This is a genomic window from Planotetraspora sp. A-T 1434 (assembly GCF_025420585.1).
Classification (GTDB): Bacteria; Actinomycetota; Actinomycetes; order Streptosporangiales; family Streptosporangiaceae; genus JAOEGB01.
On record NZ_JAOEGB010000009.1, the window covers coordinates 49,918 to 66,132 of the forward strand.

Genomic DNA, 16,215 nt, shown 5'->3' on the forward strand with positions numbered 1-16,215 from the left:
GTCACCTGTGGAAGCCGGAGATGCTGACACGACGGTGAGCCTTAGCCACGGAAAGGCGCCTTACCCAGGAAAACAAAAAGGCCCGGCTGGCGGCCGGGCCAATTTGCGAGCGGACTTACGCGGGGGGCGCCGACGGCGTCGCCGAGGGAGAGGGCGTCGCCGAGGGAGAGGGCGAGGGCGAGGGCGGGTTGGCCGGGGTTCCGGTCGGCGTGGCGATCGAGCCGGACCAGAGGTTCTTGGCCGCACCGTAGACGCCGTAGAGCTCGCCGTCGAAGTACGGGGAGATGCTGGTGTCGTAACGGTCGTTGCCGTCGGTGTCGGAGACGCCGATGGTGACACCGTTCAGGTAGCCGAGACGACGGCCGTTGCTGTACTTCAGCAGCCACGCGGAACCGAGGGCGCCCTCGCCGGTGAAGGAGGACTTCACGGCCTGGAGCTCCTCGGCCTTGATGGAGGCAGCGGTCGCCTTGAAGGTCTTGCCGTAGCTCCACTTGAGGGTCTTGCCGGAGTAGGCGTAGTTGCCGTCCGGGTGAGACCCGCTCGGGTAGCCGAAGACGAAGACCGGCTGGCCGATCTTCTGGTTGTAGGCCAGACCCTGCCCACCGACGTTGTCACCCAGGCGACCCGCGTCCTCGAAGGCCCAGATGTAGAAGTGCCGCTGCGCCTTGTCGGTGAAGAGGAGCTTGGTCTGGTCCTTGAGCCAGCCACGGTCTCCGAGGTACTTCTTGTACGAGTGGAAGGTCTTCCAGTCGGTCTCGACCCAGTGGCCGTAGACGGCGTCGCCGTCGTGGGTGCCCTTGAGGCCGTTGTAGACGGTGACGAACGCGTAGTCGCGGTCGCCGTCCTCGTACACGTCGTAGTCGTAGTGCGTGAAGGCCTGCTTGCCGACGTAGATGCCCCACGGGGTCTTGCCCTGGTAGTAACCCGGGATGAACACCCAGTAGTCCAGGGTCGCGGCGTTCGACTCGGTGTCGTACACGCAGTGTCCGGCCGTGGCGACGAGGTTGTGGTACGCCGACTGCACCGAGGTGGCGGTGCACCAGTGCGGGCGGCCGTCGGAGCCCACGAAGAACACCTTGCCCGTGGTCTTGGGCAGGTTGATGTTCTTCGACTTGGCCGCGACCTTCTTCTCGTCGCCGATCGCCGGAACCACACCGGGCTTGCTGTCGGGAGCCGGGCCGCCCTTGCTGATGTGCTTGGCGACGACCTTCGTCTCGACGTCGTACGGCGTGGCGTTGATCAGGTTCGCCGCACCCTGGGCCAGCCAGAACGCCGTGACGTTCCAGGCCGCGATGCCGCTGTCGGCAAGGGGCTTGCTGGCGACGTCCTGCGGCGTGGCCTGAGCCGGGGCGGCGAGGCCCGCGGCCAGGAGGCCGGCGGTGGCGACGATGCCACCGAAGGCGAGAGCGCGCTTCATGGGGGAACTCCTTGGTCTGTCGTGGGACGCCTCATGCGCCCCATGCGTCAGGAAAGGGATGCGCAGACTCTACAGCCGCTGTTTCGCCGGTAAAAGCGGCATAAAGCCCCCCGCAGAGGGCGTTCAGGCTGCCGTGACCATTCCGTTATTTAGTGTCGGGGAGAAAAACCGAATGCCGGTCGGGGGTGCTCAGGCATTGAGGCAGCTTGGCGATCTCCGAGCCCTTTTCTGCCCCGGTTTGTCGACTGGTTCCACAAGACTTTGTGGTCAAAAACTGTGACGAGGATCACGGCCCTGAAGGGGAACCAGTGCGGTTCCTGTCGCCCACGGCGCCTCGATCGTGATGGCTCGGCCCATCGTGCACGACTGTGTTCGGCCGCTGCGCAAGCCGTCTGAACAGTGTTTTCGTAGTCATCCCGCCACTCTGTCGATCACTGGGCGCCCCGACGCCTGTCGCCGGCCCCGTGGGGACGCGGCGCTTCCATGCCTCCAGGGCGCACCGGCTCATTGCGGCGTAAGGAAAGAGCCCCGGAGCTTTGAAACCCCTGTCGCCGTTCGTCTCTGAACGGGCAGCTATCGGGCAACGTCGTTTATCGGATGCCTTTGGTTTACACGAAAGTGCCGCATCTCTTTGGCATGGAATGCCAAAAGCAAGGCTCCGGCGGGCCCCACAGCCCTTCGCTGGCCGTACCGCGTGCCACTCCCGGGCGACGGCTCGGAACGCCAGGCACTGGCGGCGGGCTCGTCATCTTCGGCCTGGACGAGGAAGACGGCTTCGCTCTGACGGGCAAGCTCTTCGCTGGGTGCAGCGTAATACTCGGACGCGAATCAGATTCGCTGGGGGGCACAGCCGTGACGAACCCGGATATCCCGTCGAGGCGGTCCGTGAGCTTCTCTCGAACGCGCTGGTCCATCGGGATCTCGGACCGCACGCTCTGACCGAGCCGATCACTCTCAAACTGGACCAGAGCCAGCTCGTCTTGAGCAATCCCGGCGGCCTCTGGGGACTGACGTCAGATCGGCTCGGCAAGACCGGCGTGACCTCCACCAGGAACGCTTGGCTGGTCCGCATCTGCCAGAACGTCCGTTTCGGCAAGGACTACCGGGTCGTAGAGGCGTTGGCGTCAGGGATCCCGAGGATCCTTTCCAGCTTGCATCAGGCCGGCATGGTGCCGCCCCGCTTCCATGACCAGGGGATCAGGTTCACGGTGCGCGTTCCGGACCATGTCTTGCTGGCGGAAGAGGACCTGCACTGGCTCGCCGGCATTTCGAAAGCAGCCAGGTTCACTGACCGGCAGCGGCACGCTCTGGTGGCCATGCGGCACGGTGCATCTGGACGAACAAGAGCCTGCGAGAAGCGTTTCCCATGGACTCCCGAGAGGCGACGGCCACGTTGTCGGCTCTTGTCCGGGTTGGCGTGGCGGAAGCCATCGGCGCGGGCGGCGGACGCGCGTATCGCCTTGCTGACGCACTTGACCGGCGAGCGGATGCCGCTGAGCACGTGCCCGAGCGGGCGAGGTCCACTTCGAAGCCGCGGATCCGGGGTGCCCGGGCAGCCAACGCCGCCGCCGTGCGTGAGGTGCTGGAGAGAGGGCCCGCGACCCTGGCGGAGCTGGCCACTGCCACGGCGCTGTCGTCCCGCCAGGTCCATTACGCGCTCCAGTTGCTCCGCGAGCAGGGAAGCGTCGTCATCGCGGGAGGGCGGGGGACCTACACGGTCTATCGCCTCACCGGCAACGCCGCGCAGGCCTGATCACGACGGCGCAGGGCCCGGCTGATGGCGGCCGGGCCCTGCGGGGATCAAGAGGATCTAACGGTCTAGGCGATGGAGCCCGACCAGAGGTTGGCGGCGTGCTTGTAGATGTCGTAGAGCTCGCCGTCGAAGTACGGCGACAGGCTGGTGTCGATGCGCTGGTTGTCGTCGGTGTCCGACACCGCGATGGTGAGACCGTTCAGGTAGCCCTTGCGGGTCGGGTTGCTGTACTTGTACAGCCATGCCGAGCCTGAGGCGCCCTCACCGGTGAAGGGGCACTTCACGGCCAGCAGCTCCTGGGCCTTGATGTCGGACGACGCGGCCGCCCAGGTCTTGCCGTAGCACCACTTCTGGGTCTTGCCGGTGAAGGCGTAGTTGCCGTCCGGGTGCGACCCGCTGGGGTAGCCGAAGACGTAGACGTTGCCGCCCTTCTTCTGGTTGTACGCGAGGCCCTGGCCGCCGACGTTGTCGCCGAGACGGCCGCCGTCGACGAACTTCCAGATGAAGTACTCGTCGTCGGCCGTACCGGGGCCGTGCAGGTCCTTCTTGGTGAACTGGTTGACCGCGGGGGTGTAGGTGCCGTAGCTGCGGTACTTGTCGTACTGCGCCTTGGAGACCTTCTTCCAGTCGCCGGGGAGGGCGCCGCCGTCGTGCGGGGCCTTCAGAGCGTTGTAGACGGTGACGAAGGCGTAGTCACGGTCGAAGTCCTCGTAGACGTCGAAGTCGTAGTGCGTGAACGCCTGCTTGCCGACGTAGATGCCCCACGGGGTCTTGCCCTGGTAGTAACCCGGCACGAAGACCCAGTACTTGAACGTGGCCGCGTTGGACTCGGTGTCGTAGACGCAGTGCCCGGCCGTGGCGACCAGGTTGCGGTAGTGCGACTGGAGCGAGGTCGCGGTGCACCAGTGGGGCTTCTCGTCGGCGTCGAGGAAGAACACCTTGCCGGTGGTCTTCGGCAGGTTGACGTTCTTGGAGAGGCCGCTCGGCTTGCCGCCGATGGGCTCGACCTTGCCTGGCTTGCCGTCGGCGGCCGGGCCGCCCTTGGAGACGTGCTTGGCCACGACCTGGGTCTCGACCGTGTACGGCGTGGCCGCGATCAGGTTGGCCTTGCTCTCGGCGTACCAGAAGGCGGCGACGTTCCAGGCCGCGATGCCGCTGCCGGCCAGGGGGTCGGAGGCGGTGTCGGGAGCGGCGGAAGCGGCGGAGGGGGCGATCAGGGCGGAGCCGAGGAGGCCGGCCGCGATGGCGGGGAGGATGAGGTGCTTGGCCCGGGTGTGCATGGGACTCCTTAGAGGAGAAGCGAGGGTGCTGCGCAAAAGGTACGAATGAGCGCTTTCACCGCGCTTGCAGCTCGCTGACCGCGCCCTCAGCCCTCCGCCGCCCCGGATGCGCTGTGGCACTTCCTGACCACCGAGGGCTTCGGCCAGGCCAGATTGTGGACACAGTGACCGACGGCACCCAGTGCTCACAACGTCATAACCCCACTCGGCGAGGCAGGGGTGAATTGCTCGTCCCCGTACTCCGCGTGAAGAGCACAGATAAGCGGGCCACCGCGTACACACGCGGTGCGGAGGAGATTCAGCGGGAGGCGTCGCCCGGCGGACTGTCCTGTGCCGCGATGTCCGGACGGCGTGGCGGTGCAGCAGCCGGTGGCCCGGCATGGTCGAACGACGACCGCCCCAGGGTGATGATCTGCTCAGCGCCGCCGCCGTCCAGCGCCTGAAGCCTTTCCAGATCGGCGATCGACACCAAAGCGACCACCGGTTTGCCATGGCGGCTGAGCACGATCCGCTCGCCACCGTAGGCCACCCGCCCCATCAGCTCGGCCAACTGGGCGCGCGCCTCGGTGAAGGGCACTGCCTCGGCATCCATGTCTGCACAGTACTGCAGGTCCGCACACGTCAAAGTTGTACATTTTTGTAAATACGTACATACTCGCGATCATGAGTGAGCCGCTGCGCCGCCACCGTGACTTCGTCCGGCTCTGGAGCGCCACCTTGGCCTCGACCCTGGGTGTCCAGGTCGCCTCCGTCGCCTACCCCCTGCTGGCGCTGGAACTGACCGGTTCAGCCGTCCAGGCAGGGCTGATCGGCTCCGCCGCAATGGCCGCCGGCATCGCGCTGCGTCTGCCGGCGGGCGCCCTGGTCGACCGGTGGGATCGGAGGCGCACGATGCTGAGCTGCGATCTCGTGCGAGCCGCTCTCGCCGCCGCCACCGTCGCCGGTTCGCTGCTCGGGTTGCTCGACTGGCGGATGCTGCTGGCCGCGGCTGTGATCAGCGCCGCATGCGGGGTGTTCTTCCACCCGGCGGAGACGGCGATGCTACGGCGCGTGGTTCCCGCCGAACACCTGCCTCAGGCCCTCGCGCACAACGAGGCACGCCAGTACGGAGCGTCGATCGCCGGTCCTCCGCTGGGTGGCCTGCTGTTCAACCTTGGGAGAACTGTCCCTCTTGCCGGAGAGCTCCTGGCCTATCTGGTGTCCTTCGCCGCGGTCCTGGCCATCCAATCCCCGACGCCCGCCACCGCGGTCGCGGACCGGTCGCGCACTCTCCTGCGCGACATCGCCGAGGGCCTGCGCTGGACCTGGCGGCAGCGGTTCCTGCGCGTCCTGCTGGTGACGGCCGCGGGCTTCAGCCTGGTGTTCTCCGCGCTGACCCTCACCGCGATCGTCGCCGCCCGGCAGAGCGGCGCGGCACCGGCCGATGTCGGCCTCATGATGGCGATCTCCGGCGCCGGAGGACTGCTGGGCGCGCTGGCCGCTGCACGGCTGCAGCGGCGCAACCCGGCGTCGGTCGTCCTGGCGATGTTCTGGGTGGCCGCCGCGGCCATCCCCGCGATGGCCGTCCATCCCACCGCCTGGGCCATCGGGCCGCTGCTGGCCGCGGCGTTCTTCCTGGCCCCGGCGGCCAACGCGATCTTGTACACCTACCAGATGACCATCACGCCCGACCACTTGCAGGGCCGAGTGATCAGCAGCCTCGCCCTCTTCGGCAGCGCGGTGACCCCGGTCGGGCCGCTCGCCTCGGGACTGATCCTGGACCGCTGGGGTGTGACGGCCGCCCTGCTGTCGATCGCGTCCGTCATGGCGGTCGTGGCTTTGGGCGCCACGTTGAGCCCCACCATCCGGCATCTGCCCCCGCTGGCCGAGGCCGAGGCCGCGGCCGCACGTTGAGCGATGCCCTCCGCGCCATCCTGGATCACAGGGCAGTCCTCGATGGCGAGAAGGGTACGGTCGCCGTCGGCGCGCGCAGGCCCTTGTCAACCGCCCGTTTTCGGATGGCGGGTGACGCGGCTGCCGCACACGCGGTAGTTCGTGCCGGCCCGCACAGGCGACGCCAAGGAGGCCGCGGCGGCGACCGGCGAGGCGGTATGGCCAGGGGTACGCCGGGCAGCAAGAAGGCCCGGCCGATGACGACCGGGCCCTCTGCTGGGGGGTGCCGAGACGACCGAACGAGCAAGCCGTGGGACGGCTATGCGATCAAGTCGTATACGGGTGACTAGGCGATGGAGCCGGACCAGACGTTCGCGGCGGCCTTGTAGACGCCGTACAGCTCGCCGTCGAAGTACGGGGAGACGCTGGTGTCGATGCGCTTGTTGCCGTTGGTGTCGGCGACGCCGCTGGTGACGCCGTTGAGGTAGCCGAGGCGGCGGCTGTTCTTGTAGTTGAGCAGCCAGGCGGAGCCCGAGGAGCCCTCACCGGTGAAGGAGGACTTCACGCCGACCAGTTCCTCGGCCTTGACCGCGGGGGCCTTGGCCGCGAACGTCTTGCCGTACGACCACTTGAGGGTCTTGCCGGAGAAGGCGTAGTTGCCGTCCGGGTGCGACCCGCTCGGGTAGCCGAACACGTAGACGGACTTGCCGAGCTTCTGGTTGTAGGCCAGACCCTGCCCGCCGACGTTGTCACCGAGCCGGCCGAGGTCGACGAACTTGAGGACGTAGTACTTGCCGTCCTTGGACTTGCGGATGTGGTGGTCGTACTTGTCGTAGGTCGCCTTGTCGACCTGCTTCCAGTCCCATTCCGCGGTGTCGCGCAGGTTGGTGCCCGGACCGGCCTTGATGCCGTTGTAGACGGTCACGAACGCGTAGTCGCGGTCGCCGTCCTCGTACACGTCGAAGTCGTAGTGCGTGAAGGCCTGCTTGCCGACGTAGATGCCCCAGGGCGCCTTGCCCTGGTAGTAACCCGGGATGAAGACCCAGCGGTCGAGGGTGGCGGCGTTGCTGTCGGTGTCGTAGACGCAGTGCCCGGCCGTGGCGACCAGGTTGCGGTAGTGCGCCTGGACCGAGGTGGCGGTGCACCAGTGCGGCCGGCCGTCGGCGCCCCGGAAGAAGACCTTGCCGGTCGTGCGGGGCAGGTTGACGTTCTTGGACGAGCCGCCGGACTTCTTCTCGTCACCGATCGCGGGGACGACGCCGGGCTTGCTGTCGGCCGAGGGTCCACCGGTGGAGATGTGCTTGGCGACGACCTGGGTCTCGTACGGCGTCGCGTTGACGAGGTTGGCCGCCTTCTGGTTCAGCCAGTAGGCGACCACGTTCTTGGCGGCGATTCCGCTGGTGGCCAGCGGGTCCGAGGCCGTGTCACCGGCGGCCTGAGCGGGCGCTGCCAGGGTGGCCCCGATGAGGCCGGCGGCGGCGACGCCCCCGATGGGGAGGATCAGGCGCTTGACTCGGGTGTTCATGAAACTCCTGGGGATATAGCGGGACGCCACGTGCGCCCCATCCGTCAGTAAAGGGATAGTCAGGACACTACCCTCCGGATTTACGAGCGCTTTACCCATCTGGACCCGCTTGAGCGGCGTGACTTTTCCGTGATACTTCACAACGGGAGTCAGCTTCGAGATCATCTTGTGACGTTCGCGCAGGTGGTGTCCGGGGACTTCTCGGTCAAGTCGGCCGGGTGTCGCGACGGCGGCCGAGTGCATCATGTGATGTAAATCACAGAGAGGTCATGGCACCGTTTCAGGACATATCGCGTCTAATCCTCTTTGGGTGCGGCGTTCGCGGCAGCCGTACGGCATGGAAAAGGCCCGGCGGGAGAGCCGGGCCTTCCGGTTGGGCGGGGTGAGCGCGGGCGTGCGGGATGGGTGATCAGCTTGTGGACTGACGGGTGGCCCGCTGGTAGACGCGCTGGGTGAGCGTGTTGAAGTAGGGCGAGGAGATGGCGTCCACCCGGCCCCCGCCGTTCAGGTTCCAGGTCAGGCTGGTGATCCCGTTGAGATACCCGGTCTTCTTGGCGCTGTTGTAGCCGATCACCCAGGGGCCGCCGCTGGCTCCCGAGGTGAAGGCGCAGTCCGGGAGGCGTACTCCATGCTCGACCTGCCACGTCGGGGCCGCGGCGAAGCGCTTCTCGGTGACGCCGTAGCACATCTTTACCGTCTGCCCCGAGTAGGGCCGGCTGCCGTCGGGCTGCGCGCCGGCCGGGTAGCCGAAGGCGAAGACGCCGCGCCCGATCGGCTTGTTGGAGGAGAAGAGGAAGGCGCCCACCTTGTCCTCGAGCAGCCCGGCGTCGACCGACCGATACTGCACCTTGCCTCCCGCGGTGTAGGGCTGCCAGGTGAAGCCGCGGTGCACGGTGACGAAGGCGTAGTCGCGGTCGAAGTCGCCCTGCCCCGCGAAGTCCTCGTGCATGTAGAGCGTGTGACCGACGTAGATCCCGGCGTCGGCCTTGCCCTCGTGGTAGGACGGGATGAAGATCCAGTCCTCGACCGGCTTGTCCTGCGGCAGGGAGAACGCGCAGTGCCCCGCCGTCGCGACCAGGTTCTTGTACGGCGAGTGCACCGCTGAGGCGGAACACCAGTACTCCTTGTCGCCGACCTTGAAGAACACTTTGCCGACCATGGGCGGCACGCTCGGATCCTTGGCGCTGCCGTGGGCGGCGCTGGCGGTGGTCGGCCTGGCGCTGAGCGCGGGCCCCACCTCAAGGGCGGAGGTCGAGGTCTTCGCGGTGGGCGACGGCTTGGTGCTGGGCTCGTAGATGCTGGCCTGCTTGAGCCGCTCGGGGCTCCAGTAGGACGCGACCCGCTGCATGTCGGCCGCCGAAGGGGCCAGGGCGAACGAGCTGACCCCGTCCCTGAGCGAGATGTCCTTGAGGGAGATCGACGTGCCTCCCGAGACGGGCCGCATTGACGCCGGCGCCGCCGTACCGGGGTTCACGAGCATGGCGACCACGCTCGCGGCGGCGACGACGCCACCGATGCTGAGCGCGAGGTGCCTGGCCACTGGGAACCTTCCGGCGTGGGGATATCGATCGTAAGGGGTGATTTTTCCAGATCAACACGGTTACGGCCCAGCTTCTTGGCCAGCTCGTTATGAAACCAGTGGAACCGAAGGGATCTAGGGGACGTCAGATTTGCCCATGGGCGCGGAGTGGACGCTTGCCCGCAGGTACCCCTCCGGCAAGGCTGACGACCAGCCGAAACCGGGGGGATCGAATGAAGCCACTCCTTGCTCTACTGGCCAGTACGGCTATCGCCGCCGGCCCCGCGACCGCTTTCGCCACGACGGTGCCTCCACCGCCGCAGCCGTCGGCGGCCGCGCGAACGACCAATGCGCCGGTGACCACATCCCATCTCGCCGCGCCTCGCGTGCGGGCGATGATCCTGACTTCCGCGAGCGGAGAGAAGGCGCAGCCGCCGGAGCGCTACGCCCTTCTGAGCTGCACACCGACGGCCGGCGCCCGACTCGCGCGGACCGAGGCGTGTGACCTCCTCGAGAAGGCCAAGGGCGACCCGGCCAACCTTCAGCCGAGCCGCGACACCTACTGCCCGATGATGTTCAGTCCAGTCACGGTCACGGCGACCGGGATCTGGGACGGCAGGTTCGTCCGCTTCGAGCACACCTTCGGCAACGCCTGCGAGCTGCGCTCGACGGCGGGCTCGATCTTCGACATCTGAGCCGCTTGCGAAGAGGGCCCGGTGGATGGACGTCCACCGGGCCCTCGACGCCTGACCGAATGGCCGTGCGGTCAGAGAGCGCGTGTCACCGCGTACGGATCAGTGCCCGTGCGGGTGAACGCGGCGCTCAGGCGTCAGGGAGTCCACCGGTTGGCGGCCACCTTGTAGACGTCGTAGGTCTCACCGTTGAAGTACGGCGACGAGATCCTGTCGTAGCGGTCGTTGCCGTCGGTGTCCCAAGCCACGCTGTTGATGCCGTTGAGGTAACCGGTCCGGCTCTTGCTCTTGTAGTTGTACAGCCAGGGACCGCCGCTGGCGCCGGCGGTCATGCCGCACTTGAACCCGATGTGCTCCTGGATGTTGTACTTGGGAGCCGCCGGCATGGCGCCGGTCTGGCCGTAGCACCACTTCATCGTGCGCCCGGTGAACGGCCGGTCGCCGTCCGGGTGCGGGCCGGCCGGGTAGCCGAACGAGAAGACCTTCACCTTCGTGCTGCGGTTCCAGGTCAGGCCCTGGCCGCCGACGTTGTCGCCCAGGCGGCCGACGGCCGTCTTGGTGAGCTGCCAGGTGTTGCCGACCTTCTGCCACTTGATCTTGAAGCCGGAGGCGACGTTGACGAACGCGTAGTCGTAGTCGTAGTCCTCCTTCACCACGAAGTCGTCGTGCGCCTGGAACCACTGCGCCGGGTAGATGCCGTAGGGCGCCTTGCCCTCCCACGCCTGGTCGCCGTCCCAGTACGACGGGATGAAGACCCAGTGGTCGTAGAAGTCGTTGGTCACCGGGTCGTAGATGCAGTGCCCGGCGGTCGCCACGACGTTGTGGTACCGGCTCTGGACCGACGTGCCGGAGCAGTACTTCCAGCTCCTCGGGTCCAGCGGGTTCTGACCGGGCAGCGTGAAGAACACCCGGCCGACCGTGTTCGGCAGGTTGACCTGCTTGGTCTTGCCAGACGTCCCCTTCTCCTCGCCGATCGGCGGGACGACGCCGGGCTTGCCGTCGGGGGTCGCCTTGCTGACCTTGCCGAAGCCCTTGACGGAGTTGCCGAGTTCCTCGGTGTAGTCCTTGGCCGCCCGCAGCCTCTCGGGTGACCAGAAGGCGACCGCGTCGCTGGCCGACTCCGACGCCGGCTTGGCGGTGACGTCGTTCGGCCCGGCGCTGATGGCCGCAGCGCTGGAGGCCGACTGGGTGGCGCCGACCACGCCGAACGCGAGAAGCGATCCGGCGAGGGGGATGGCGAGGCGCCGTGCTCGGGAAATCATGGAGCTCCTTTCCCCGGGACGTTTGAGGGTGCGTCCCATTCGTCAGGAAAACGCTCCGAACATTAATGAGCCGATCTTTCCTCTTGCTCCGGATATAACCAGAACAATCAGGAGATTGGCCTATCCGTTATCGATGCCGAGTGGTTATGGGTGCCATCCGCGCAGCTCAGCGACCATCTGGGCGGGCGGTCGCGCGGATCGCCCTCCCGGTTTACCGGCGATTCTTGACGGGTCTTTCTTCTCATTGATATGGATCCGCATCGCGGGTTTTGTCTCGTCCCGCAGGTCGATCCTCGTCACAAATCGGACGGCCTGTTCGTGGAGAACCAGGTCACCCAGCGGCGCTGCCAGGGGGTCTCGACCGCGCGGTGGTTGTAGTGCTCGCGGACCCAGGCGACGGCCTCCCCCGGCGGCAGGCCCGCGAGTGTGGCGAGGCAGGCCATGACCGTGCCGGTACGGCCGACGCCTCCGTTGCAGGCCACCTCGACCCGCCGTTCCATGCGGGCACGCTCGCGCAGGTCGACGATCGACGCGGCGGCGGCGTTCCAGTCCAGAGGCAGCAGGAAGTCGGGCCAGCGAACCCACTCGTGCGGCCACTCCAGGGTCGCATCATGGCGGCGCCGCAGCCGGGCGGAGCCCAAGTAGAGCCCGAACTGGGGAAGAGGTCCGTCCGGCGCGGGAGCCCGCAGGCCCCGCCCGCGCACCCAGATGCCATCGGGCATCTCAATCGCCCCAGTGAGCAACGCCGCCATGTGCCGATTGTCACGCACCGTCGGGGAGTTGGCGACATTCACCACCTTTCGGACACCTTTTCGAAAATACTTGAGTTCAGTGACTGACCCATTACTTTTCGTGTTGACATAAACATGTCGGGCGAGGACGCTGGAGCCGTGCGGAGAACCACGGTGCGAATCGACGAGACCCTTCTCAACGAGGCCAAGGCGTTCGCGGCCCGAAACGGCCGAAGCCTCAACTCAGTAATGGAGGACGCGTTGAAACAGTTGCTCGGCCGGGCGGCCACCGTGAGCGAACGCCCCCGGGTGGAGCTTGTCACGGCTGGTGATGCCCTAGATCAGGGCCTGGTCGATCTGAGCCCCGGCGCGATCAAGGAAATGTTGCTGCAGGAGGACACCGAGCACTACTTGGAGGTAATGCGGGATGAGGCTGCTCGACGTGAACATTCTCGTCAACGCCCATCGACGGGACGCTGAGCGGCACACGGAGTACCGGGCGTATCTCGAAGACCTCGTCCATGGTGACGAGCCGTATGCGGTGACGGACATGGTGGTGAACGGGTTCATCCGTATCGTGACCCTGCCCCGCCTCCCGAACCGCAGCAGGACCGAGGACGCGTTGCTCTTCGCCGACCAGATCCGCAACCAGCCGCATGCCACCATCGTGAATCCCGGGGGGCGGCACTGGGGGATCTTCACCCGCCTTTGCAAGGAGACACGGGCAGCGGGGAAGCTGATCCCGGACGCCTACCTCGCGGCCCTCGCCATCGAGCATGGATGTGAGTTCATCACCTGCGACAAGGACTTCGCGATCTTCCCCGGGCTCCGATCGAGGCATCCCCTCAACTGACGCCTCTCCTGCTGCGCCCGTGCGGGGTTCGGGGTGGCGGCGATCCCCTGACGCGATCTTGGTGCGGTGGCGGAGTAATGTTCTGGCATGTTCGCCGTAACCGCCACGCAGACCGACCCGGACAACCCGCTCAAGGGCCTGACGCTGGGGGAACATCCCGAGCCCACGGTCCCCGACGGGTGGACGACGGTCACCGTCAAGGCCGCCGCGCTGAATCACCACGACCTCTGGACGCTCAAGGGCACGGGCATCCGCCAGGAGCAGCTGCCCATGGTCCTCGGCTGTGACGCCGCCGGCCTCGACGAGGACGGCAACGAGGTGATCGTCCACTCGGTCATCGGCACACCGGTGAACGGCGACGAGACCCTCGACCCCAAACGTTCGCTTCTGTCGGAGGTCCACGACGGAACGTTCGCCGAGAAGGTCGCGGTTCCGAGGCGCAACCTCGTCCCCAAGCCGGCGGCGATCACCTTCGAGGAGGCCGCCTGCCTGCCCACGGCCTGGCTGACGGCCTATCGCATGCTCTTCGACAAGGCCGGGCTGGAGCCGGGCTCGACCGTGCTGGTCCAGGGCGCAGGTGGCGGTGTGGCCACGGCTCTGATCGCGCTCGGCCGTGCCGGAGGGTTCCGGATGTGGGCGACGAGCCGCTCAGAGGAGAAGCGCGCCCGAGCCCTGGAGTTGGGCGCCGACCGGGTGTTCGAGACGGGCGCGAGGTTGCCCGAGCGAGTCGACGCCGTGATGGAGACGGTCGGCGAAGCCACCTGGAACCACTCGCTGAGCGCGCTGCGCCCCGGCGGCCGGATCGTGACCTGCGGGGCCACGAGTGGCCTGGTGGCTCCCACGCAGCTCGCCCAGGTCTTCTTCCTGCAGAAGTCCATCATCGGGTCGACGATGGGCACCCGCGAACAGCTCGCCAGACTGGCGGTCTTCCTGGAGCAGACAGGAGTGCGGCCGGTCATCGACCGCGTCCTCCCGCTGGCTCAGGCCAAGGACGGCTTCAACGCGATGCACCAGGGCGACCTCTTCGGGAAGATCGTCTTCACCGTCTGATCCGCTGTCTGATCCGCTATACGTCTATACGTCGAGAAGGGCCCGCCACTCCGGGAGGACGGCCTCGAAGGGGGCGCCCTCCAACAGGGCGGGCTCCTGCGGAGGGGCCTCCAACCGGAGGGCCCCGGTCTGAGCGGCCTCAGGGGCTTCGCGCGGCGGGGGAGGCGGCAGCCGCAGGAACGGGTTGCGCCAGCCGTACGGGCTCATCGCCGCTCCTTTCACGAGACGGACGAGGGTCAGGGGCGGAGGGTGTCGCGGATACGCTGGGCGGCCTCGTCCAGGACGGCCCGGCACTGCGTGAGCGAGGCTTCGGTGACCCCGCCCTCGCTGGCCTCCCGCCTGATCTCCGCGACGAAGTCGGCGAGCAAGCGCCCGAGCTCGGCGTCGTGGACCGGGCCGCCGTCCCTCTGGGGCGGCTGCCCGGTCAGGGACCAGGTCTCCTCCCAGATGCGACGCCAGTCTCGCTGCCAGCGCTCGGTCTCCTCGCGCAGCCGCTCCTTGTGGTGGCGCCACTCCTCCTTCTGCTGGCGGAGCGTGTCCTTGGCCTGCTGACGCTGCCGCCGCCACTCCTCCTTCTGCTCCCGCCAGGCGTCGCGGTTCTCCCGCGCGGCGTCCTTGTTGATGTCCCTGGCCATCTGGGTGAGCTCGTGGCGGAGCGACCGTACGGTCTGCCGCACGTCCTCCTTGACCTCACGGGCGATGTCCTGGACGGAGGCAGTGATCTCCTGCTCCAGCTCGGCGAGCTCGTCCATCCGGTCGTTCAGCTCGCGCCTGCCCTTGTCGGTGAGGGTGAAGACCTTCTTGCCGTCCACGACCTCGTGGGTGACCAGGCCCTCCTCCTCCAGCCGCGCGAGCCGGGGATAGATCGTCCCCGGGGAGGGGGAGTAGACGCCGAGGAAGCGGTCCTGCAGGAGCCGGATCACCTCGTAGCCATGTCGTGGGCTCTCCTCAAGCAGCTTCAGCAGGTAAAGCCGGAGCCGTCCATGCCCGAACACCGGACTCATTCCGCCTCCTCGTGCGCAATGGTGGCGGGTTGCCCGCTCAGCAGGGTGATGTCGCCGGACACCGTGGTGGCCGAGAGGGAGGCCATGCCTCCGCCGAGGCGGCCGGTGATGGACCTGATCCCCGGGTGGCTCACGCTCCGCAGCTCGGGGAAGGCGGATTCGATCCTGCCCGAGGTCGAGCGGATGGTCACGTCGCTGTCGGCGGTCCGCGGGAGCCGTACGACCACGCTGCCGGAGATGCTGTTCAGCGTGACATGGCCGGTCGGAGTGAGCTCCAGATCGGTGGTGATCCCACCGGAAACGGTGTTGGCGCGCAGCCGCCGCGGGGTCCCTCCGGCGACGGTCAGCTCGCCCGAGACGCTGCTGAACGACAGATCGCCGGCCAGACCGCGGCTCTCCACCGAACCGGAGACCGTCTCGGCGTGGACGTCGCCGCTCACGCCGTCCAGGACGATCTCACCGGAGACGCTCTTGACGCTCGTGCGGCCCTCCAGCCCGGCGACCACGGCGGAGGCGGTGATGACACCGGCCTGCACCGGGCAGTCCCTCGGCACGGTCAGCGTGAGCGTGGTGGACCGCGAGCCGGGCCGCAACCAGCCCAGGATGCCGTCCCAGGTCAGGTCCTTGTACGTCACGGTGAGGCGGCCGTCGTCGTCGTGCGTCACGATCAGCGGCGGCGTGCGGATGTCGGTCACCTCAAGGGTGGGTGGCCCATCACTGGCGAGGACGGCCAGGCGGCCGGCCACGATGCGCACACTCAACCCGGTGACCGGGCCGAATGTGAGCTGTTCGGGTTTCTCGATCGACCAACTAGGCATTGCACCGGCCCTTCGACGCGAACTTCACCGCCCTTGGTCCGGGCGTGAGGACAGGTTCACCCGCCCTAAGAACACGATATGTCGCGTCTGGGGAAAGTCAAGATGTATCGCGTTTCTCGGGGTGATGCCGTACGCGAAACAGGCGTCTCGTGGCGGCGTCTGTCAGTCGCCCCCGTCTGTCGGTCGTCCTGGTCTGTCAGTCGTCCTCGTCGAGGCGGGCGAGCCAGGTGGCCAGCCGTTCGACGGGGATCTCGAACTCGGGATTGAGGTCGACGAACTCGCGCAGCCGCTCGGCCAGCCAGCCCACGCTGACCTCCTCGTCGCCGCGCCGGTCGACGAGCTCCTCGATGCCCCTGTCGGTGAAGTACATGCTGCTGTCTGCTCCAGTTACGGGGAAGTCCCCCACAGCGGGACCGTGGGGGACTTCCATGGTGTCGTA

General features: G+C 67.3%; 17 protein-coding genes and 1 pseudogene. 7 read left to right on the forward strand and 11 right to left on the reverse strand.

The window, feature by feature from the left end:
- Positions 1-115 precede the first annotated feature (115 nt).
- On the reverse strand, positions 116-1,417 hold the full coding sequence (locus N5079_RS13660; RefSeq protein ID WP_261584033.1) for a trypsin-like serine peptidase: 1,302 nt from the start codon (positions 1,415-1,417) through the stop codon (positions 116-118).
- A gap of 641 nt (positions 1,418-2,058) precedes the next feature.
- On the opposite strand from N5079_RS13660, the pseudogene N5079_RS35525 reads away from it, so the two are divergent.
- Both N5079_RS35525 and N5079_RS13665 read left to right on the forward strand, forming a co-directional pair.
- Positions 2,059-2,619: pseudogene (locus N5079_RS35525) on the forward strand (ATP-binding protein); the annotation flags it as partial.
- Between the two features lie 368 nt (positions 2,620-2,987).
- Positions 2,988-3,170 carry a FaeA/PapI family transcriptional regulator gene (locus N5079_RS13665; protein WP_261584034.1) on the forward strand — a complete coding sequence of 61 codons (183 nt, stop codon included), beginning with the start codon at positions 2,988-2,990 and terminating at the stop codon, positions 3,168-3,170.
- A 65-nt stretch (positions 3,171-3,235) separates the two neighbouring features.
- On the opposite strand, the gene N5079_RS13670 is transcribed toward N5079_RS13665, so the two are convergent.
- On the reverse strand, positions 3,236-4,450 hold the full coding sequence (locus N5079_RS13670; RefSeq protein ID WP_261584035.1) for a trypsin-like serine peptidase: 1,215 nt from the start codon (positions 4,448-4,450) through the stop codon (positions 3,236-3,238).
- Between the two features lie 298 nt (positions 4,451-4,748).
- Positions 4,749-5,042, reverse strand: coding sequence for a type II toxin-antitoxin system Phd/YefM family antitoxin (locus N5079_RS13675; RefSeq protein WP_261584036.1), 294 nt, complete (start codon positions 5,040-5,042; stop codon positions 4,749-4,751).
- Between the two features lie 71 nt (positions 5,043-5,113).
- Here N5079_RS13675 and N5079_RS13680 point away from each other — a divergent pair, with 71 nt between their 5' ends.
- On the forward strand, positions 5,114-6,343 hold the full coding sequence (locus N5079_RS13680; protein WP_261584037.1) for an MFS transporter: 1,230 nt from the start codon (positions 5,114-5,116) through the stop codon (positions 6,341-6,343).
- Between the two features lie 325 nt (positions 6,344-6,668).
- Here the strand turns inward: N5079_RS13680 and N5079_RS13685 are convergent, their stop codons facing one another.
- Together N5079_RS13685 and N5079_RS13690 are read right to left on the reverse strand one after the other, a co-directional pair.
- Positions 6,669-7,847: a trypsin-like serine peptidase gene (locus N5079_RS13685; RefSeq protein WP_261584038.1), complete on the reverse strand. Its 1,179-nt coding sequence runs from the start codon at positions 7,845-7,847 to the stop codon at positions 6,669-6,671.
- A 409-nt stretch (positions 7,848-8,256) separates the two neighbouring features.
- Entirely contained in the window at positions 8,257-9,387 is a 1,131-nt protein-coding gene (locus tag N5079_RS13690) for a trypsin-like serine peptidase (protein ID WP_261584039.1), read from the reverse strand.
- A 374-nt stretch (positions 9,388-9,761) separates the two neighbouring features.
- On the opposite strand from N5079_RS13690, the gene N5079_RS13695 reads away from it, so the two are divergent.
- Positions 9,762-10,061: a subtilase-type protease inhibitor gene (locus tag N5079_RS13695; protein WP_261584040.1), complete on the forward strand. Its 300-nt coding sequence runs from the start codon at positions 9,762-9,764 to the stop codon at positions 10,059-10,061.
- A gap of 134 nt (positions 10,062-10,195) precedes the next feature.
- On the opposite strand, the gene N5079_RS13700 is transcribed toward N5079_RS13695, so the two are convergent.
- Positions 10,196-11,320, reverse strand: a complete 1,125-nt coding sequence (locus N5079_RS13700) for a trypsin-like serine peptidase (RefSeq protein ID WP_261584041.1) — start codon at positions 11,318-11,320, stop codon at positions 10,196-10,198.
- A gap of 296 nt (positions 11,321-11,616) precedes the next feature.
- Positions 11,617-12,072, reverse strand: coding sequence for a protein-tyrosine phosphatase family protein (locus N5079_RS13705; protein ID WP_261584042.1), 456 nt, complete (start codon positions 12,070-12,072; stop codon positions 11,617-11,619).
- A 153-nt stretch (positions 12,073-12,225) separates the two neighbouring features.
- Between N5079_RS13705 and N5079_RS13710 the strand changes: the two genes are divergently transcribed.
- The 3 genes from N5079_RS13710 (at position 12,226) to N5079_RS13720 (ending at position 13,954) form a co-directional block, all read left to right on the forward strand.
- On the forward strand, positions 12,226-12,531 hold the full coding sequence (locus N5079_RS13710) for a hypothetical protein (protein WP_261584043.1): 306 nt from the start codon (positions 12,226-12,228) through the stop codon (positions 12,529-12,531).
- Positions 12,479-12,904, forward strand: a complete 426-nt coding sequence (locus tag N5079_RS13715; RefSeq protein WP_261584044.1) for a type II toxin-antitoxin system VapC family toxin — start codon at positions 12,479-12,481, stop codon at positions 12,902-12,904. The genes N5079_RS13710 and N5079_RS13715 overlap by 53 nt, the downstream gene beginning before the upstream one ends.
- 87 nt (positions 12,905-12,991) lie before the next feature.
- Complete coding sequence (locus N5079_RS13720; RefSeq protein WP_261584045.1) at positions 12,992-13,954, forward strand: zinc-binding dehydrogenase; 963 nt, start codon at positions 12,992-12,994, stop codon at positions 13,952-13,954.
- A 24-nt stretch (positions 13,955-13,978) separates the two neighbouring features.
- Here N5079_RS13720 and N5079_RS13725 read toward each other — a convergent pair whose 3' ends face one another.
- From N5079_RS13725 to N5079_RS13740, 4 genes are all read right to left on the reverse strand, one after another.
- The gene (locus N5079_RS13725; protein ID WP_261584046.1) at positions 13,979-14,161 is read right to left on the reverse strand and encodes a hypothetical protein; all 183 of its coding nucleotides are present in this window, start codon (positions 14,159-14,161) and stop codon (positions 13,979-13,981) included.
- Positions 14,162-14,190: 29 nt separating this feature from the next.
- Positions 14,191-14,958 (reverse strand): PadR family transcriptional regulator, encoded by a 768-nt coding sequence (locus tag N5079_RS13730; RefSeq protein ID WP_261584047.1) that lies wholly within the window; start codon positions 14,956-14,958, stop codon positions 14,191-14,193.
- Entirely contained in the window at positions 14,955-15,713 is a 759-nt protein-coding gene (locus N5079_RS13735) for a DUF4097 family beta strand repeat-containing protein (protein WP_261584048.1), read from the reverse strand. The genes N5079_RS13730 and N5079_RS13735 overlap by 4 nt, the downstream gene beginning before the upstream one ends.
- 259 nt (positions 15,714-15,972) lie before the next feature.
- A complete protein-coding gene (locus N5079_RS13740; protein WP_261584049.1) occupies positions 15,973-16,146 on the reverse strand; it encodes a DUF6104 family protein in 174 nt (57 codons plus the stop codon).
- Between the last annotated feature and the right edge of the window lie 69 nt (positions 16,147-16,215).